The following is an 18,061-nucleotide window of genomic DNA, read 5'->3' on the forward strand; positions in this document are numbered from 1 at the left end:
GGGAGCGGGCTTGCTCGCGAAGGGGCCCTGACAGGCGCTACATAACTTCCAGGCATAAAAAAACGCCCCTGATCTCACAATCAGGGGCGTTTTTTTTCAGCCATTAACTAAGTCGAAACTCAGTTACCGCTTTTCTTGGCAGCGCGGGTACGCTCGCTTTCGCCAAGGATCTTCTTACGCAGGCGAATCGACTTAGGCGTCACTTCGCACAGTTCGTCTTCCTGCACGAACTCCAGCGCTTGCTCCAGGGTGAACTTGACCGGCGGAACCAATGCGATGGTTTCGTCTTTGCCCGAAGCACGCATGTTGTCGAGCTTCTTGCCTTTGGTCGGGTTCACGCCCAGGTCGTTGTCGCGGCTGTTGAGGCCGACGATTTGACCTTCGTAGATGTCCTGGCCGTGCTCGACGAACAGCTTGCCGCGCGCTTGCAGGGTTTCCAGCGAGTAGGTCAGTGCCTTGCCGGTCGCAACCGATACCAGAACACCGTTCTGACGGCCGGACATGTCGCCGGACTTCATCACGTCGTAACGATCGAAGATCGAAGTCAGGATGCCGCCACCGGAGGTCAGGGTCAGGAACTCGTTACGGAAACCGATCAGGCCACGGGCCGGGATGTTGTACTCAAGGCGCACACGGCCCTTGCCATCCGGAACCATGTTGGTCAGGTCGCCCTTGCGCAGGCCCATTTGCTCCATGATCGCGCCCTGGGATTCTTCCGGCAGGTCGATGGTCACGTTTTCGTACGGTTCGTGCTTGACGCCGTCAACCATACGGATGATCACTTCAGGACGACCTACGCCCATTTCGAAGCCTTCGCGACGCATGGTTTCGATCAGAACCGAGAGGTGCAGCTCACCACGGCCGGAAACCTTGAACTTGTCGGCCGAGTCGCCTTCTTCAACGCGCAGTGCCACGTTGTAGAGCAGTTCCTTGTCCAGACGCTCCTTGATGTTACGGCTGGTCACGAACTTGCCTTCTTTACCGCAGAATGGCGAGTCGTTGACCTGGAAGGTCATGGAAACGGTTGGCTCGTCGACGGTCAACGGCTTCATCGCTTCGACGTTCAGTGGGTCGCACAGGGTGTCGGAGATGAACAGTTGCTCGAAGCCGCTGATGCAGACGATGTCGCCGGCAGCTGCTTCTTCAACGTCGATACGGTGCAGACCGTGGTGGCCCATCAGCTTGAGGATACGACCGTTGCGCTTCTTGCCGTCGGCGTCGATCGCCACGACCGGCGTGTTCGGCTTGATGCGACCACGGGCGATGCGGCCAACACCGATCACACCCAGGAAGCTGTTGTAGTCCAGAGCCGAGATTTGCATCTGGAACGGACCGTCACGGTCGACTTTCGGCGCAGGTACGTCGTCGACGATCGACTGGTACAGCGGGGTCATGTCTTCGGCCATGTTGGTGTGGTCCAGACCGGCAATACCGTTCAGGGCCGAGGCGTAGACGACTTTGAAGTCCAGCTGTTCTTCGGTGGCGCCGAGGTTGTCGAACAGATCGAAAATCTGGTCCAGAACCCAGTCCGGACGCGCGCCTGGACGGTCAACCTTGTTGATGACCACGATCGGACGCAGGCCGGCTTCAAACGCCTTCTTGGTCACGAAACGGGTTTGCGGCATAGGGCCGTCCTGGGCATCGACCAGCAGCAGCACGGAGTCGACCATCGACATTACGCGCTCTACTTCACCACCGAAGTCGGCGTGGCCCGGGGTGTCCACGATGTTGATGTGGTAGCCATTCCAGTTGATGGCGGTGTTTTTCGCCAGGATGGTAATACCGCGCTCTTTTTCCTGGTCGTTGGAGTCCATCACGCGCTCGTCGTTGAGCTCGTTGCGCTCCAGGGTGCCGGATTGACGCAAGAGTTTGTCTACCAGGGTGGTCTTACCATGGTCAACGTGAGCAATGATGGCGATGTTGCGTAGATTTTCGATCACTTGTGTATCTCGATCAGAGGATTCGGTGTGCTGACAGGTCGTGGCAGCGATTTACGTTGAGTCCGACAAAGCCGTTACAGCCTGTCGGCGGCGTCGGGGGGCCGGTGACGCAGGCCACAGGCAAACAGCCCCGGGCACTTAGCTCGGTCGATAAACGCGCACATTGGCATGCCCCTCACTGAGCAAATGGTGGGCATGCAGGCGACTCATCACGCCTTTGTCGCAATACAACAGGTACTGGCGAGTAGGGTCCAGTTCCTTGAAACGCGCGTTCACTGCATAGAACGGCATCGTTTGTACCTCGATACCGGCGATACTCAGCGGGTCGTCCTCAGCGTCGTCCGGGTGACGGATGTCGATGATGATCTGACCGGCCAGCGCTTCGCCGACTTCTTCAATCTGTATGTCCTGGCCCAATTCATCGATCACCCGATCGATTGGCACCAGCCTGGCGTTTTCGAGCGCACGCTCGAGCACCGCCATGTCGAATTCTTTCTCTTCATGCTCCACACGCCCGCGCTTGGCCGCAGTCTTCGGATTGACCGAGATGACCCCGCAGTATTCCGGCATGTGCCGGGCAAAATCGGCGGTGCCGATCGCGTTGGCCGTGTCGATGATGTCCTGCTTGTGGCTGGCGATCAGCGGGCGCAGTACCAGTTTTTCGGTCACGCAGTCGATCACTGACAGGTTCGGCAGCGTCTGGCTCGACACCTGGGAGATCGCCTCGCCGGTGACCAGCGCATCGATGTGCAGCCGATCGGCGATGCTGGACGCGGCACGCAACATCATACGCTTCAAAATGACGCCCATATGACTGTTATCGACTTTGCCGAGAATCTCGCCCAGGACTTCCTCGAACGGTACGCTCACAAATAACACGCGTTGGGAGCTGCCATACTTCTTCCAGATGAAGTGCGCCACTTCCATTACGCCCAGTTCATGGGCGCGCCCGCCGAGATTGAAGAAGCAGAAATGGCTCATCAGCCCGCGACGCATGATCTGGTAGGCCGCGACCGTGGAATCGAAACCGCCGGACATCAGCACCAGGGTCTGTTCCAGCGAACCCAGCGGATACCCGCCAATGCTGTCGTGCTGACTGTGGATCACGAACAACCGTTGGTCGCGAATTTCGATGCGTACTTCAATTTGCGGGTCTTTCAATGAAATTCCGGCGGCGCCACACTGCTTGCGCAACTGGCTGCCAACGTATCTCTCCACATCCATCGAGCTGAACGGGTGTTTGCCGGCGCGCTTGCAGCGCACTGAAAAAATCTTGCCGGCCAGGGCATCACCATAATGCAGCTTGCACTTGGCGAGGATGTCGTCGAAATCCCCCAGCGGGTATTCGTCGACCTGCAGGAAATGCGCGATGCCCGGCATGCAGCTCAGGCGCTCGGTCATTTCCTTGAGGATCTTGGGTTCGCTGACGCGGGTTTCCAGCTCGAGGTTGTCCCACACGCCGTTCACCACCACAGCCGGGTCCAGATCGCGGAGCACGGCACGGATGTTCTTGGCCAACTGGCGGATGAAACGCATCCGTACCGGGCGGCTCTTGATGGTGATCTCGGGGAAGACTTTTACGATTAGTTTCATGAAAACAGCGCGCGAACGGCCAGCCGAAAAAGGGGGGCGCGGATTATAGCGGAAATTGCTCAAGGTTTAACCAGTTAATCTGCACTCCGTTTTCAGCGCACCAAAACAGGTCGCTTATCGCAAGTCGCGCCACATTGCAGTGCGCAATTGTTCGACAATCTGGGTTTCAAGGCTTTAAAAGCGTGGATTTGGTGCAAAAAACCCATGCTGGGGCACTGGCATGCAAATTGCTCCCTTGTGAGGCAGGTTGCCTTGGCAGAGTATTCGCGCCGGCATCACCCATATCTAAGGGCACACCATTACCCGCCCGAAGCCACCCGGAGGACATATGTCGAAGTCGGTTCAACTCATCAAAGATCATGACGTCAAGTGGATTGATCTGCGCTTCACTGACACCAAAGGCACTCAACATCACGTGACCATGCCGGCCCGTGATGCGCTGGACGACGAATTCTTTGAAATCGGAAAGATGTTCGACGGCTCCTCCATCTCTGGCTGGAAAGGCATCGAAGCCTCCGACATGATCCTGATGCCGGACGACGAAACGGCTGTCCTGGACCCGTTCACCGAAGAGCCGACCCTGATCCTGGTCTGCGACATCATCGAACCTTCGACTATGCAAGGCTATGACCGCGACCCACGCGCCATCGCCCACCGTGCCGAGGAATACCTGAAGTCCACCGGTATCGGCGACACCGCTTTCTTCGGTCCTGAGCCTGAGTTCTTCATCTTCGACTCGGTCAAGTTCAAGTCCGACATCTCCGGTTCCATGTTCAAGATCTTCTCCGAACAAGGTTCGTGGATGTCCGATCAGGACGTGGAAGGCGGTAACAAAGGCCACCGTCCAGGTATCAAGGGCGGCTACTTCCCGGTTCCACCGTTCGACCACGACCACGAAATCCGTACCTCCATGTGCAACGCACTGGAAGAGATGGGCCAGACCGTCGAAGTTCACCACCACGAAGTGGCGACTGCCGGCCAGAACGAAATCGGCGTTAAATTCAACACGCTGGTCAAGAAGGCTGACGAAGTCCAGACCCTGAAGTACTGCGTACACAACGTTGCTGACGCCTACGGCCGCACCGCGACCTTCATGCCTAAGCCTCTGTACGGCGACAACGGTTCGGGCATGCACGTGCACATGTCGATCTCCAAAGACGGCAAGAACACCTTCGCTGGCGAAGGTTATGCCGGCCTGTCGGACACCGCCCTGTACTTCATCGGCGGTATCATCAAGCACGGTAAGGCCCTGAACGGCTTTACCAACCCGTCGACCAACTCCTACAAGCGTCTGGTGCCAGGCTTTGAAGCGCCGGTGATGCTGGCCTACTCGGCTCGCAACCGTTCCGCCTCGATCCGTATTCCTTACGTCAACAGCCCTAAGGCTCGCCGTATCGAAGCCCGTTTCCCGGACCCGGCTGCCAACCCGTACCTGGCCTTCGCGGCACTGATGATGGCTGGCCTGGACGGTATCCAGAACAAGATCCACCCTGGCGATGCCGCCGACAAAAACCTGTATGACCTGCCGCCTGAAGAGGCCAAGGAAATTCCACAGGTGTGTGGCAGCCTGAAAGAAGCCCTGGAAGAGCTGGACAAGGGCCGTGCGTTCCTGACCAAGGGCGGCGTATTCAGCGATGACTTCATCGACGCTTACATCGCACTGAAAAGCGAAGAAGAAATCAAGGTTCGCACCTTCGTACACCCACTGGAATATGAGCTGTACTACAGCTGCTGATCCGGTAGCGTCGCCCCCCACGCGGCGTGAATAAAAAAGAGGCCTCCTTCGGGAGGCCTTTTTTATGGGCGCAGGTTACGTGCATGATTGTCTGCGCCCTCCACTATTCGAAGACGAGATCACCCATGACTTCGCGCCTTTCACTCTACCTTGCGCTGTCTGCCGCGTTGTTGGGCTCCGCCGCCCAGGCCGCAACTGCACCCACCACCCTCGCCCCGCTGCTGGGCACCATAGGCGAGCGTCTGGCCATTGCCGACCAGGTCGCCTTGAGCAAATGGGACAGCCGCAAACCGGTGGAAGATCGCCAGCGCGAACGCGAGGTGATCGCCGCCGCCGTCGCCCAGGCACCGGCTTACAAACTGAGCAGTGAAGCGGTAGAGGCGTTTTTCGCCGCACAAATAGAAGCCAACAAATTGGTGCAATACGCGCATCTGTCCGATTGGCAACTGCAAGGCAAAGCCCCGGACGCGCCGCGCCCGGACCTGGTTAGGCAGATCCGCCCGCAACTGGATCAACTGCAAAAACGCCTGCTGCAACAACTGGCCGACTTCAGCCCCTACCGCACCGACCCGCAATGCCCACAATGGCTGGCCCAGGCCACCCATACCGTCAGTAGTGACCCGTTGCGGCAAATGGCGCTGGTTCGGGCGACCGCAGAGCTGTGCGTCTTCACAAAATCCTGAGCCAACGATTTTCGATTGTGGGAGCGGGCTTGCTCGCGAAGAGGCCGGCACAGCCAATATCTCAGGGGCCGACAAACCGCTTTCGCGAGCAAGCCCGCTCCCACAGGAGGGCCACTGTCTAACCTGGAGGCTATGAACACCGCCCCAACAGGGATTGTGTGCAACAACTTGGGCCAACCGCCTCCCCTGACCTATGCTGCAATCCAACACTTTTGGTTTTCGGTTGATTTTATGAGTCGTGGCTTTCCAGGAATGCTGTTGTTGCTATTGGCGCTGCCAGTCGCCGCACAGATCTACAAATACACCGACGCCGACGGCAACACCGCCTATAGCAACCAGCCGCCCGATGGCGTACCGGCCCAGACAGTGGAGCTGCCGCCACTCAACAGTGTCGAATCCCAGCCCCCGGCCTCCCCGAACGTTACTGCGCCTGCCGCGAACCGGGAGGAGCCAAACAACGCCTACGAAACCCTGGAGCTGACAGACATCCCCAGCGAAGAGGCCCTGCGCGCCAACAACGGCACCTTCACCGTTGGCGTCCTGGCTCGGCCGCGCCTGCAAAGCCCTCATCTGTTCAGGTTGTTGCTGGACGGCCAGCCCTATGGCCAGCCGAGCAACGTGCCGCGCCTGCAACTGGTGAATATCGACCGGGGCGAGCACAGCCTGGCGGTACAGGTCATCGACGGCGAACATCTGGTGCAACAGAGCGAAACCGTCATCTTCACCGTACAACGGGTGCACCGCCCATGATCCGCTGGCTGCTCGCGCTGAGCTTGTCCCTGGCCGCGCTGCCGACGGTGGGACAGGTTTATACCTACATCGACGCCCAGGGCAATCGCGTCTTCACCGACCAACCGCGCCCCGGTAACGCCCAAAAAGTGCAATTGCCGCCCGCCAACCGGATGGCGACACCACCCTCCGGCGCAGCCTCAACAACGCCCCCCGCAAAAACTCCCGATCCGATGTTCCGCTACGAAATGCTGCGACTGTTGATCCCTGAACCGGATGCCACGATACGCAGCACAGCGGGGGAACTGATCGTCACGGTCACCAGCGAACCCAGCTTGCAAAAAGGCCACCGCTACCGCCTGCTGTTGGACGGCAACCCCACAGGCGAACCGGGACCCAGCCCAGTGTTCGCGCTGAGCAACATCGATCGAGGCAGCCATCATCTGGCGGTAGAGATTCTCGATGAGCAGGGCCGTATCGTCGAACGTACCGCCAACCAGCCCTTCCACATGCAGCGCATTTCCCTGGCGCAGAAACGCCGCATCACACCCTGCGCCACAGCCGATTACGGCCAGCGTCCCGAATGCCCCCTCAGCGACAAGCCCGCAGAAGAGCAAAGCAGCATCCTGCCGTTCTTTTAACGCCCTTCTGGATGACGCACTATATTGGTGCAAGTGTCTGCACCCTACTCAAATTCCAGCCCATTTTGGTTCGAAAGTACCCGAAAAAGCTGGCAGAACGCCACGCAATCGGGCGAAAAAGGTTCGTTTGAGGCTCTAAACGCTTCTTTTCGGAGCCTTGGTTTGGTTTTTGCATTTTCCTTGTATCAGCGCGTCATACGCGTGCTTGCTTACGCTCCAAAAGAGGTCCTGATGACCATTAGCGACGCACTACACCGCTTGCTACTCGATAACCTCACCACCGCAACCATCCTGCTCGATGCCGAACTGCGCCTCGAGTACATGAACCCGGCAGCGGAGATGCTGCTGGCCGTCAGCGGCCAGCGCAGCCATGGGCAGTTCATCAGTGAGCTGTTCACCGAATCGGCCGAGGCGCTCAATTCCTTGCGCCAGGCGGTGGAACAGGCGCATCCGTTCACCAAGCGCGAAGCGATGCTTACCGCCCTGACCGGCCAGACGCTGACCGTGGATTACGCGGTAACACCGATCCTCAATAACGGTGCCACGCTGTTGCTGCTGGAGGTGCATCCCCGCGATCGCCTGCTGCGCATCACCAAGGAAGAGGCTCAGTTGTCCAAGCAGGAAACCAGCAAAATGTTGGTGCGTGGCCTGGCCCATGAGATCAAGAACCCCCTCGGCGGGATTCGTGGCGCCGCACAACTGTTGGCCCGGGAACTGCCCGAAGAAAACCTCAAGGACTACACCAACGTCATCATTGAAGAAGCCGACCGCTTGCGCAATCTGGTGGATCGCATGCTCGGCTCCAACAAGCTGCCGTCCCTGGCGATGTGCAACGTCCACGAAGTGCTGGAGCGCGTCAGTAGCCTGGTGGAAGCCGAGAGCCAGGGTTGCATCACCTTGGTGCGCGACTACGACCCAAGCATTCCCGATGTACTGATCGACCGCGAGCAGATGATCCAGGCGGTGCTGAACATCGTGCGCAACGCCATGCAGGCCATCAGTAGCCAGAACGAGCTGCGCCTGGGCCGCATCAGCCTGCGCACCCGCGCCATGCGCCAGTTCACCATCGGCCATGTGCGTCATCGCCTGGTGACCAAGATCGAAATCATCGACAACGGCCCGGGCATTCCCGCCGAGTTACAGGAAACCATCTTCTTTCCCATGGTCAGCGGTCGCCCGGACGGTACCGGGCTGGGCCTGTCCATTACCCAGAACATCATCAGTCAGCATCAGGGCCTGATCGAATGTGAGAGCCACCCTGGCCACACCACCTTTTCGATCTTCCTGCCACTGGAACAAGGAGCCACATCGACATGAGCCGTAGTGAAACCGTGTGGATCGTCGATGACGACCGTTCTATCCGTTGGGTCCTGGAGAAAGCCTTGCAACAGGAAGGCATGACCACCCAGAGCTTCGACAGCGCCGACGGGGTGATGAGCCGCCTGGCCCGTCAGCAACCGGACGTCATCATCTCCGACATCCGCATGCCCGGCGCCAGCGGCCTGGACCTGCTGGCGCGGATTCGCGAGCAGCACCCACGGCTGCCGGTGATCATCATGACCGCCCATTCGGACCTGGACAGCGCTGTAGCGTCCTACCAGGGCGGCGCCTTCGAATACCTGCCCAAGCCGTTCGACGTCGATGAGGCCGTGTCACTGGTCAAGCGCGCCAACCAGCACGCCCAGGAGCAACAGGGCATGGAAGAGGTGCCGGCGCTGGCCCGCACCCCGGAAATCATCGGTGAAGCGCCGGCAATGCAGGAAGTGTTTCGCGCCATTGGGCGTTTGAGCCACTCCAACATCACCGTGTTGATCAACGGCGAATCGGGCACCGGTAAAGAACTGGTCGCCCATGCCCTGCACCGCCACAGTCCACGGGCGGCATCACCGTTCATTGCGCTGAACATGGCGGCGATCCCCAAGGACCTGATGGAGTCCGAGCTGTTCGGCCACGAGAAAGGCGCGTTCACCGGCGCGGCCAACTTGCGGCGCGGACGCTTCGAACAAGCCGACGGCGGCACCTTGTTCCTCGACGAAATCGGCGACATGCCGGCTGACACCCAGACCCGGCTGTTGCGCGTACTGGCCGACGGCGAATTCTATCGGGTGGGCGGCCATACCCCGGTCAAGGTCGATGTACGCATCATCGCCGCGACCCACCAGAACCTGGAAACCCTGGTCCACGCGGGAAAATTCCGTGAAGACTTGTTCCATCGCCTGAATGTGATCCGCATTCATATCCCGCGCCTGGCGGACCGTCGCGAAGACATCCCGACCCTGGCCCGGCACTTCCTCAGCCGCGCGGCCCAAGAGCTGGCGGTGGAGCCCAAACTGCTCAAGAGCGAAACCGAGGAATACCTCAAGAACCTGCCATGGCCCGGCAACGTGCGCCAACTGGAGAACACCTGCCGCTGGATCACGGTGATGGCGTCCGGTCGCGAAGTGCACATCAGCGATCTTCCGCCGGAGCTGCTCAGCCTGCCCCAGGACTCGGCCCCAGTGACCAACTGGGAACAGGCCCTGCGCCAGTGGGCCGACCAGGCTCTGGCCCGCGGCCAATCGAACCTGCTGGACAGCGCCGTACCGAGCTTCGAGCGCATCATGATCGAGACCGCCCTCAAGCACACCGCCGGCCGCCGCCGCGACGCCGCGGTGCTGCTGGGCTGGGGCCGCAATACCTTGACCCGCAAGATCAAGGAATTGGGGATGAAGGTCGATGGCGGGGATGATGATGAGGGGGATGAGGGCTGAAATAGTTTTCAGCCGGCGCCGCAACACCACAATGGAGTTTGTGCACCACCCTAATGCACTACGATCCGCAATTGCTCATGCGCTACAAGCCCGAACCCATCGGCCCGTCTCGAAAAAATAAACCTACATAAAAGCAAAAGCCCCGGAATACGGGGCTTTTCGCATCATCAGCAAACTTTTTGTGACAAGCCATTTAAAACTGGCACGCCCCCTGCAATAACTCAATCACTACCCAGTTTCGGGGACCTTGGTACAGGCAGGCCGGGGATTCCCCATTTTATATCGGGCTCATCGAGCCCACTGTTTTGGGGGCCTTGATACAGGCAGGTCAAGGTTTCCCTTCTTTACACCGGGGCTGCGCGTTTAACGCAAGCCCCTCCCGTTTGGGGACCTTGGTACAGGCAGGCCGGGGATTCCCTCTTTTATTGCTCCTGGAGACGGATCTCCAGCCGCCAGCGGTCATCGACCTCGCTGCCGGCCCATTCCCCCCGCAACGGACGCGCCGCCACCAGCGTCAGCAACAACCCCTTGTCACTCAAACGCACCCGCCAGTTCACGTCCTTGCCGTTGAGCTTGAGCTGGCCCTTCTGCGGGCGGCCTTGTGCCTGTAACAACAGCGCCACCGAGCCGTCGATGATTTCCCCGTGCAGCTTGGGCTCGTTGTTGAACCAGGCCACCAGCGTCCCGTCGATCACTTCGACCTGTTGCAGCATGCTCGGCTCGGGCGTGGTCAGGCGACCGATCATCAAGCCGACCATCAGACCGAAGATCGCCAAAGACCCCATCACCCGAGGTAATAGCTTCGAACGCTGATCGGTTTGCGGCGTAGAATGCCGCTCATCTTTATCTGCGGAGCCGTGCATGTTTCACGTCATCCTTTTTCAACCGGAAATTCCGCCGAACACCGGCAACGTCATCAGGCTGTGCGCCAACAGCGGCTGCCACCTGCATTTGATCGAACCACTGGGTTTCGAGATGGACGACAAGCGCCTGCGCCGTGCCGGTCTCGACTACCACGAGTATGCCACCCTGCAGCGCCACGCCGACCTCGCCAGCTGTCTGGAAAGCCTGGGGCATCCGCGACTGTTCGCGTTCACCACCAAGGGCTCGCGGCCGTTTCATGACGCCAGTTTCGTCGCCGGCGATGCGTTCCTGTTCGGCCCGGAAAGCCGGGGCCTGCCGGCGGAGGTACTGGACGCACTGCCCGCCGACCAGCGTCTGCGCCTGCCGATGCGCGAAGGCTGTCGCAGCCTGAACCTGTCCAACACCGTGGCCGTGGCCGTTTACGAGGCCTGGCGGCAGAACGGTTTCCAATAACACCCCATAACAAATGTGGGAGCGGGCTTGCTCGCGAATAGGGCGTGTCAGTTGACATCAATGTCGCCTGACACACCGCTTTCGCGGGCAAGCCCGCTCCCACAGGGTTTGCGTCGACTTATTGAACGGTCGTGCCGCCTTCTTGCTGCATGCGCTGCAGTTCTTGCGCGTACAGGGCATCGAAGTTCACCGGGGCCAGCATCAGGGCCGGGAACGAACCGCGGGTCACCAGGCTGTCGAGGGTTTCGCGGGCGTACGGGAACAGGATGTTGGGGCAGAAGGCACCCAGGGTGTGGCTCATCGAAGCGGCATCCAGGTTCTTGATCAGGAAGATCCCGGCTTGCTGCACTTCGGCGATGAACGCCACTTCGTCACCGTTCTTCACGGTTACCGACAGGGTCAGCACCACTTCGTGGAAGTCATCTTCCAGGGCCTTCTGGCGGGTGTTCAGGTCCAGGCCTACGCTCGGCTCCCATTGCTGGCGAAAGATCGCCGGGCTTTTCGGGGCTTCGAAGGACAGGTCACGTACGTAAATGCGCTGCAAGGAGAATTGCGGTGCGGCTTCTTCTTCGCTGGCAGCTGTGTTCTGTTGGTCAGTCATCGCAGATCCTTCTTACTTTCAGGTTCTTAGTAGGGAATTCAGGCCTTGAGCATCGCATCGAGCTTGCCGGCGCGATCCAGGGCAAACAGATCATCGCAACCGCCCACGTGGGTGCTGCCGATCCAGATCTGCGGCACGGAGGTACGTCCGGCCTTTTGAGTCATTTCGGCGCGCAGTTGCGGCTTGCCGTCGACCTTGATCTCTTCGAAAGCCACACCTTTGTTCTTGAGCAGGAACTTGGCTCGGGAGCAATAGGGGCAGTAATCGCTGGAATAGACAACGACGTGGGTCATCTCACTTCACCAGGGGCAGATTGTCGGCTTTCCAGCTTGCAACGCCACCGGACAGCTTGGCGGCGGTAAAGCCGGACTTCATCAGTTCGCGGGCATGCGTGCCTGCGTGCTGGCCCTGGGCATCCACCAGGATCAGCGTCTTGGCCTTGTGCTTTTCCAGTTCACCGATACGGGCGATCAGTTTGTCCTGGGGAATATTCACTGCGCCGACAATGTGACCAGCGGCGAAATCCTTGCTCGGACGGATGTCTACCACTATGCCGGTGTCTTTGTTGACCAGCGCGGTCAGTTCGCCGGTGCTCAGGCTGCGGCCGCCGCCCTGCATCGTATGGGCAACCAGCAATGCCAGCAGTACGACGAAGATACCGACGAGAAGGTAGTGGTTAGTGGCAAATTCAATCAGGTGAGCAACCATCGAAGGAGGTTCCAGGGCGTTAAAATGTCGGCCAGTATACACAGCACACAAGGCCGGCCAAACCCCGCCCGGCGGTGACGGCACCGGAACTTACCTTTAAACTGCCCGTCCCTTTTCCATCGCCTTCTTTTAATCAGCCACGAGTGGATTCCATGACTACCACGCCTAAACCTTTGGTCCTGATGATTCTCGACGGCTTCGGTCACAGTGACAGCCACGAATCCAATGCCGTGTACGCGGCCAAGAAGCCCGTGCTGGACCGCCTGTGGGCCACCGTGCCGAACGGCCTGATCTCCGGCAGCGGCATGGACGTCGGCCTGCCCGACGGACAGATGGGCAACTCCGAAGTCGGCCACATGAACCTCGGCGCGGGCCGCGTGGTGTATCAGGACTTCACTCGCGTGACCAAAGCGATTCGCGACGGCGAGTTCTTTGAAAACCCGACCATCTGCGCGGCTGTCGATAAAGCCGTGGCTGCTGGCAAAGCCGTGCACTTCATGGGCCTGCTGTCCGATGGTGGCGTGCACAGCCACCAGGACCACCTGATTGCCATGGCCGAGCTGGCGTCCAAGCGCGGCGCGGAAAAAATCTACCTGCACGCGTTCCTCGATGGCCGCGACACGCCACCCAAAAGCGCCACTTCGTCAATCGAACTGCTCGACAGCACCTTCCAGGCCCTCGGCAAGGGCCGTATCGCCAGCATCGTCGGCCGTTACTACGCCATGGATCGCGATAACCGCTGGGACCGGGTGTCCCAGGCCTACAACCTGATCGTCGACGGTAACGCCGAGTTCAACGCCGCCACCGCCCAGGAAGGCCTGCAAGCCGCCTACGAGCGGGGTGAAAGCGACGAATTCGTCAAGGCCACCACCATCGGCGAGCCGGTTAAAGTCGAGGACGGCGACGCTGTGGTGTTCATGAACTTCCGCGCCGACCGTGCCCGCGAGCTGACCCGCGTGTTTGTCGAAGACGATTTCAAGGAGTTCGAACGCGCCCGCCAGCCGAAACTGGCCGGCTTCGTCATGCTGACCCAATACGCCGCCAGCATCCCCGCGCCGTCGGCCTTCGCCGCCGGCAGCCTGGAAAACGTGCTGGGCGACTACCTGGCGAAGAACGGCAAGACCCAACTGCGCATCGCTGAAACCGAGAAGTATGCCCACGTGACGTTCTTTTTCTCTGGCGGCCGTGAAGAGCCGTTCCCCGGCGAAGAACGCATCCTGATCCCGTCGCCAAAGGTCGCCACCTATGACCTGCAACCGGAGATGAGCGCACCGGAGGTCACCGATCGCATCGTCGATGCCATCGAGCACCAGCGCTACGACGTGATCGTGGTCAACTACGCCAACGGCGACATGGTCGGCCACAGCGGTGTGTTCGACGCCGCGGTCAAAGCGGTGGAATGCCTGGACACCTGCGTCGGGCGCATCGTCGAGGCGCTGGAAAAAGTCGGCGGTGAAGCGCTGATTACTGCCGACCACGGGAACGTCGAGCAAATGTCCGATGAGTCCACCGGCCAGGCCCACACCGCCCACACCACCGAGCCGGTGCCGTTCATCTATGTCGGCAAGCGCGACTTCAAGGTTCGCGATGGCGGCGTACTGGCTGACGTGGCGCCGACCATGCTGATGTTGCTGGGGATGGAGAAGCCGGCGGAGATGACCGGGACGTCGATCCTGGTCTGACCCAACACTTACCAATGTGGGAGCGAGCCTGCTCGCGATAGCGGTATTACAGTCAACATCTATGTTGGATGTTATGGCCTCATCGCGAGCAGGCTCGCTCCCACAGGGTTCAAGGTGTTTTTTGGGCCAGTTATCACACAGCCCCAAATGGGCGTTTTTTTTGCGGCGTGGGGCGGGCATACTAGGCCGTCCCTTTCCCTGGTGTCGCCCGCCTCTATGCTTCGCGTTCTGATAGCCCTCGCTCTGACCTGCCTGCTCCAACCGGCCTTCGCTGACGAGCGCGCACAAACCCAACAGCAGTTGGACGCCACGCGTCAGGACATTGCCGAGCTGAAAAAGCTGCTGGGCAAGTTGCAGGAAGAAAAGTCCGGCGTGCAGAAAGACCTGCGCGGTACCGAGACCGAGATGGGCAAGCTGGAGAAACAGGTCGACGCCCTGCAACAAGAGCTCAAGAAAAGTGAATCCGAGTTGCAGCGCCTCGATACGGAGAAAAAAAAACTCCAGAGCGCGCGCACTGAACAGCAGAAACTGATCGCCATCCAGGCCCGGGCGGCCTACCAGAACGGCCGTCAGGAGTACCTCAAGCTGCTGCTCAACCAGCAGAACCCCGAGAAATTCGCCCGCACGCTCACGTATTACGATTACCTGAGCCAGGCGCGCCTGGAGCAACTCAAGAGCTTTAACGAAACCCTGCGCCAGCTGGCCAATGTCGAAAAAGAGATTGAATTGCAGCAGGCCCAGTTGCTGGTGCAGAAAAGCAGCCTCGACACCCAGCGCGAAGAACTCGAGAAGGTTCGCAAGGAGCGTCAGGTCGCCCTGGCCAAGCTCAATGAAGACGTGAAGGCCCGCGACAGCAAGCTCAAGGCTCGCGAGCAGGACCAGGCCCAACTGGCAAAAGTCTTGAAGACCATCGAAGAAACCCTGGCACGCCAGGCTCGAGAGGCGGAAGAAGCGCGCCAAAAGGCGCTGATCGCCCAGCAGGAAACCGAAAAAAAGCGCTTGCGTGAGGCCCAGGCCGACGCCGGCGATGCACCGCGCAAGCCTGCCCGATCAAGCCCCGGCCCACTGGTTTCGACAGGCGGGGAAACCTTCGGCGGCGCTTTTGCTTCGGCACGGGGCAAACTTCCATGGCCGGTCAATGGTCGATTGCTTGCACGCTTCGGCCAAACCCGCGGCGACGATACCCGCACCAAGTGGGACGGCGTGATGATCAGCGCCACTGCCGGCAGCCAGGTGCATGCCGTGCATGGCGGTCGCGTGGTGTTCGCCGACTGGCTGCGCGGCGCCGGCCTGCTGGTGATCCTGGATCACGGTAACGGCTATTTGAGCCTGTACGGCCATAACCAGACGCTGCTCAAGGCGGCCGGCGATGTAGTCAAGGCCGGCGAGTCCATCTCTACGGTTGGTAACAGTGGCGGGCAGGATACGCCAGCGCTGTATTTCGCTATTCGTCAGCAGGGTCGCCCCAGTGACCCGACCCAATGGTGTCGTGCGCAAGGATAAGCGCGCCCATCCAACTCAGGAGTTCGTTCGACATGCTGCATTTGTCCCGCCTCACCTCGCTGGCCCTGACGATCGCCCTTGTGATCGGTGCGCCCCTGGCGTTCGCCGCTGAACCGGCCCCCTCGTCGACAGCCGCTACGGCCGCGACCACCAAGGCCCCGCTGCCGCTGGACGAACTGCGCACCTTTGCCGAAGTCATGGACCGGATCAAGGCCGCCTACGTGGAACCGGTGGACGACAAACTGCTGCTGGAGAACGCCATCAAGGGCATGCTCAGCAACCTTGATCCCCACTCGGCCTACCTGGGACCGGAAGATTTCGCCGAGCTGCAGGAAAGCACCAGCGGCGAGTTCGGCGGCCTGGGCATCGAGGTCGGCAGCGAAGACGGCTTCGTCAAAGTGGTTTCGCCCATCGACGACACGCCTGCTTCCAAGGCCGGCATCCAGGCCGGCGACTTCATCGTCAAGATCAACGGCCAGCCGACTCGCGGCCAGAGCATGACCGAAGCCGTGGACAAGATGCGCGGCAAAATCGGCCAGAAGATTACCCTGACCCTGGTGCGCGATGGCGGCACGCCGTTCGACGTGACCCTGACCCGTGCGATCATCCAGGTCAAAAGCGTGAAGAGCCAGTTGCTGGAATCGGGCTACGGCTACATCCGCATCACCCAGTTCCAAGTCAAGACCGGCGAAGAAGTCGCCAAAGCCCTGGCCAAGCTGCGCAAGGACAACGGCAAGAAGCTCAACGGCATGGTCCTGGACCTGCGTAACAACCCCGGCGGCGTGCTGCAGTCGGCGGTGGAGGTGGTGGACCATTTCATCACCAAGGGCCTGATCGTCTACACCAAGGGCCGCATCGCCAATTCCGAACTACGCTTTTCGGCCACCGGCAACGACCTGAGCGAAGCCGTGCCGCTGGTGGTACTGATCAACGGTGGCAGCGCTTCGGCATCGGAAATCGTCGCCGGCGCCCTGCAGGACCAGAAGCGCGGTGTCGTCATGGGCACCACCAGTTTCGGCAAGGGCTCGGTGCAAACCGTCTTGCCGCTCAACAATGACCGCGCCCTGAAGATCACCACTGCGCTGTACTACACCCCTAACGGCCGGTCCATCCAGGCCCAGGGCATCGTCCCGGACATTGAGGTGCGCAAGGCCAAGATCACCAGCGAGCAGGACAGCGAGTACTTCAAGGAAGCTGACTTGCAGGGTCACTTGGGCAATGGCAACGGCGGCGCCGACAAACCGACCGGTTCCGGCGCCAAGGCCAAGCCCATGCCGCAGGATGACGACTATCAGTTGGCTCAGGCCCTGAGCCTGCTCAAAGGACTGAACATCACCTCCGGCCGCTGAGATGGGCCTGCGCTTCATCCTGGGCCTGGTGTGCTGTCTGGCGGGCGCTGTCTTTGCCGCACCCGCGACACAGCCTCCGGCACCACACAAGGCCTACCTGAGCCTGATCATCGACGACCTGGGGCAAAACCTGCCCCGGGATCGCCGCGTGCTGGCCCTGCCCGGCCCAGTCACTGCGGCAATCATGCCCGACACACCCCATGCCGCCGAACTGGCTCGCGAAGCCCATCGCGCCGGTAAGGTCGTCATGCTGCACATGCCCATGGACCCGGCCACCGGGCCGTTCGCCTGGCATCCGGAACTGCCCCTGGAGGAGCTGGAAAAACGCCTCGACGCCGCATTCGCCGCCGTGCCCTTCACCAGTGGGATCAATAACCACATGGGCAGCCGCATGACGTCCCAGCCGCGGGCCATGGCGTGGTTGATGGCGAACTTGCAGCAACGGCACAAGTTCTTTGTCGACAGCCGCACCAGCGCCCAGACAGTCGCCGCCGCCGAGGCGCAGAAGATCGGCCTCGCCAGTGTGTCGCGCGATGTGTTCCTGGACGATGAGCGCACCGAAGCAGCCATCGCCCATCAGCTTCAGGTCGCCATAGAGCTGGCTCGCCAGCAGGGATCGGCGGTGATGATTGGCCATCCTTATCCGCAGACCCTGGCAGTGCTCGAACGCGAACTGCCCAGGCTCAAGGCCCAGGGCATCGAATGGATCGACATCAAGTCGATGATCAGCTTGCGCAGCAATCGGGCGATGGCCGGGCATGGGAAAGATGGGGTTTATCGGTAGCGGTTGGGCTCGCTCTCAAACCGCGCCGCCGCTATCGCGAGCAGGC

At 60.4% G+C, this 18,061-nt stretch carries 17 protein-coding genes; 11 read left to right on the forward strand and 6 right to left on the reverse strand.

Annotation, left to right across the window (positions count from 1 at the left end; all coding sequences use genetic code 11):
• Positions 1-119: 119 nt before the first annotated feature.
• Both typA and thiI read right to left on the reverse strand, forming a co-directional pair.
• Positions 120-1,940, reverse strand: coding sequence for a translational GTPase TypA (gene typA, locus HU811_RS14715; RefSeq protein WP_047226918.1), 1,821 nt, complete (start codon positions 1,938-1,940; stop codon positions 120-122).
• Between the two features lie 138 nt (positions 1,941-2,078).
• The gene (gene thiI, locus HU811_RS14720; protein WP_092401437.1) at positions 2,079-3,533 is read right to left on the reverse strand and encodes a tRNA uracil 4-sulfurtransferase ThiI; all 1,455 of its coding nucleotides are present in this window, start codon (positions 3,531-3,533) and stop codon (positions 2,079-2,081) included.
• A gap of 328 nt (positions 3,534-3,861) precedes the next feature.
• Here thiI and glnA point away from each other — a divergent pair, with 328 nt between their 5' ends.
• From glnA to ntrC, 6 genes are all read left to right on the forward strand, one after another.
• Positions 3,862-5,268 carry a type I glutamate--ammonia ligase gene (gene glnA, locus HU811_RS14725; protein WP_003196860.1) on the forward strand — a complete coding sequence of 469 codons (1,407 nt, stop codon included), beginning with the start codon at positions 3,862-3,864 and terminating at the stop codon, positions 5,266-5,268.
• Positions 5,269-5,393: 125 nt separating this feature from the next.
• Complete coding sequence (locus HU811_RS14730; protein WP_186656650.1) at positions 5,394-5,951, forward strand: chorismate mutase; 558 nt, start codon at positions 5,394-5,396, stop codon at positions 5,949-5,951.
• Between the two features lie 231 nt (positions 5,952-6,182).
• Complete coding sequence (locus HU811_RS14735) at positions 6,183-6,701, forward strand: DUF4124 domain-containing protein (protein WP_186656652.1); 519 nt, start codon at positions 6,183-6,185, stop codon at positions 6,699-6,701.
• Entirely contained in the window at positions 6,698-7,321 is a 624-nt protein-coding gene (locus HU811_RS14740; protein WP_186656655.1) for a DUF4124 domain-containing protein, read from the forward strand. Before HU811_RS14735 ends, HU811_RS14740 begins: the two co-directional genes overlap by 4 nt.
• Before the next feature lie 231 nt (positions 7,322-7,552).
• Entirely contained in the window at positions 7,553-8,638 is a 1,086-nt protein-coding gene (glnL, locus tag HU811_RS14745) for a nitrogen regulation protein NR(II) (RefSeq protein ID WP_092455855.1), read from the forward strand.
• Positions 8,635-10,071 carry a nitrogen regulation protein NR(I) gene (gene ntrC, locus HU811_RS14750; RefSeq protein WP_047226913.1) on the forward strand — a complete coding sequence of 479 codons (1,437 nt, stop codon included), beginning with the start codon at positions 8,635-8,637 and terminating at the stop codon, positions 10,069-10,071. The genes glnL and ntrC overlap by 4 nt, the downstream gene beginning before the upstream one ends.
• A 422-nt stretch (positions 10,072-10,493) precedes the next feature.
• Here the strand turns inward: ntrC and HU811_RS14755 are convergent, their stop codons facing one another.
• Positions 10,494-10,934 (reverse strand): hypothetical protein, encoded by a 441-nt coding sequence (locus HU811_RS14755; protein ID WP_186656657.1) that lies wholly within the window; start codon positions 10,932-10,934, stop codon positions 10,494-10,496.
• Here HU811_RS14755 and trmL point away from each other — a divergent pair.
• Entirely contained in the window at positions 10,933-11,388 is a 456-nt protein-coding gene (gene trmL / locus HU811_RS14760) for a tRNA (uridine(34)/cytosine(34)/5-carboxymethylaminomethyluridine(34)-2'-O)-methyltransferase TrmL (protein WP_092401422.1), read from the forward strand. The two genes, HU811_RS14755 and trmL, sit on opposite strands and share 2 nt — an antisense overlap.
• 118 nt (positions 11,389-11,506) lie before the next feature.
• Here the strand turns inward: trmL and secB are convergent, their stop codons facing one another.
• Genes secB through HU811_RS14775 form a run of 3 tightly spaced genes read right to left on the reverse strand, consistent with a single transcriptional unit; the run spans position 11,507 to position 12,697 of the window.
• On the reverse strand, positions 11,507-11,989 hold the full coding sequence (gene secB, locus HU811_RS14765) for a protein-export chaperone SecB (protein ID WP_186656659.1): 483 nt from the start codon (positions 11,987-11,989) through the stop codon (positions 11,507-11,509).
• 38 nt (positions 11,990-12,027) lie between these two features.
• Positions 12,028-12,282: a glutaredoxin 3 gene (grxC, locus tag HU811_RS14770; protein ID WP_047226909.1), complete on the reverse strand. Its 255-nt coding sequence runs from the start codon at positions 12,280-12,282 to the stop codon at positions 12,028-12,030.
• A 1-nt stretch (position 12,283) separates the two neighbouring features.
• The gene (locus tag HU811_RS14775) at positions 12,284-12,697 is read right to left on the reverse strand and encodes a rhodanese-like domain-containing protein (protein ID WP_186656661.1); all 414 of its coding nucleotides are present in this window, start codon (positions 12,695-12,697) and stop codon (positions 12,284-12,286) included.
• Positions 12,698-12,849: 152 nt separating this feature from the next.
• Here HU811_RS14775 and gpmI point away from each other — a divergent pair, with 152 nt between their 5' ends.
• From gpmI to HU811_RS14795, 4 genes are all read left to right on the forward strand, one after another.
• Positions 12,850-14,379: a 2,3-bisphosphoglycerate-independent phosphoglycerate mutase gene (gene gpmI / locus HU811_RS14780; RefSeq protein ID WP_186656662.1), complete on the forward strand. Its 1,530-nt coding sequence runs from the start codon at positions 12,850-12,852 to the stop codon at positions 14,377-14,379.
• A gap of 216 nt (positions 14,380-14,595) precedes the next feature.
• Positions 14,596-15,882: a murein hydrolase activator EnvC family protein gene (locus HU811_RS14785; protein WP_186656664.1), complete on the forward strand. Its 1,287-nt coding sequence runs from the start codon at positions 14,596-14,598 to the stop codon at positions 15,880-15,882.
• 32 nt (positions 15,883-15,914) lie between these two features.
• Positions 15,915-17,231: a S41 family peptidase gene (locus HU811_RS14790; RefSeq protein ID WP_047226905.1), complete on the forward strand. Its 1,317-nt coding sequence runs from the start codon at positions 15,915-15,917 to the stop codon at positions 17,229-17,231.
• 1 nt (position 17,232) lies between these two features.
• Positions 17,233-18,015: a divergent polysaccharide deacetylase family protein gene (locus HU811_RS14795; RefSeq protein WP_092401410.1), complete on the forward strand. Its 783-nt coding sequence runs from the start codon at positions 17,233-17,235 to the stop codon at positions 18,013-18,015.
• The last annotated feature ends 46 nt before the right edge of the window (positions 18,016-18,061 follow it).

It is taken from the genome of Pseudomonas tehranensis, from assembly GCF_014268615.1.
Classification (GTDB): domain Bacteria; phylum Pseudomonadota; class Gammaproteobacteria; order Pseudomonadales; family Pseudomonadaceae; genus Aquipseudomonas; species Aquipseudomonas tehranensis.

Bases quoted from the DNA above. Each gene is read 5' to 3' on its own strand.
- thiI (WP_092401437.1), bottom strand. From the start codon at position 3,533: ATGAAACTAATCGTAAAAGTCTTCCCCGAGATCACCATCAAGAGCCGC.
- glnA (WP_003196860.1), top strand. From the start codon at position 3,862: ATGTCGAAGTCGGTTCAACTCATCAAAGATCATGACGTCAAGTGGATT.
- HU811_RS14730 (WP_186656650.1), top strand. From the start codon at position 5,394: ATGACTTCGCGCCTTTCACTCTACCTTGCGCTGTCTGCCGCGTTGTTG.
- HU811_RS14735 (WP_186656652.1), top strand. From the start codon at position 6,183: ATGAGTCGTGGCTTTCCAGGAATGCTGTTGTTGCTATTGGCGCTGCCA.
- HU811_RS14740 (WP_186656655.1), top strand. From the start codon at position 6,698: ATGATCCGCTGGCTGCTCGCGCTGAGCTTGTCCCTGGCCGCGCTGCCG.
- glnL (WP_092455855.1), top strand. From the start codon at position 7,553: ATGACCATTAGCGACGCACTACACCGCTTGCTACTCGATAACCTCACC.
- ntrC (WP_047226913.1), top strand. From the start codon at position 8,635: ATGAGCCGTAGTGAAACCGTGTGGATCGTCGATGACGACCGTTCTATC.
- trmL (WP_092401422.1), top strand. From the start codon at position 10,933: ATGTTTCACGTCATCCTTTTTCAACCGGAAATTCCGCCGAACACCGGC.
- HU811_RS14755 (WP_186656657.1), bottom strand. From the start codon at position 10,934: ATGCACGGCTCCGCAGATAAAGATGAGCGGCATTCTACGCCGCAAACC.
- secB (WP_186656659.1), bottom strand. From the start codon at position 11,989: ATGACTGACCAACAGAACACAGCTGCCAGCGAAGAAGAAGCCGCACCG.
- grxC (WP_047226909.1), bottom strand. From the start codon at position 12,282: ATGACCCACGTCGTTGTCTATTCCAGCGATTACTGCCCCTATTGCTCC.
- HU811_RS14775 (WP_186656661.1), bottom strand. From the start codon at position 12,697: ATGGTTGCTCACCTGATTGAATTTGCCACTAACCACTACCTTCTCGTC.
- gpmI (WP_186656662.1), top strand. From the start codon at position 12,850: ATGACTACCACGCCTAAACCTTTGGTCCTGATGATTCTCGACGGCTTC.
- HU811_RS14785 (WP_186656664.1), top strand. From the start codon at position 14,596: ATGCTTCGCGTTCTGATAGCCCTCGCTCTGACCTGCCTGCTCCAACCG.
- HU811_RS14790 (WP_047226905.1), top strand. From the start codon at position 15,915: ATGCTGCATTTGTCCCGCCTCACCTCGCTGGCCCTGACGATCGCCCTT.
- HU811_RS14795 (WP_092401410.1), top strand. From the start codon at position 17,233: ATGGGCCTGCGCTTCATCCTGGGCCTGGTGTGCTGTCTGGCGGGCGCT.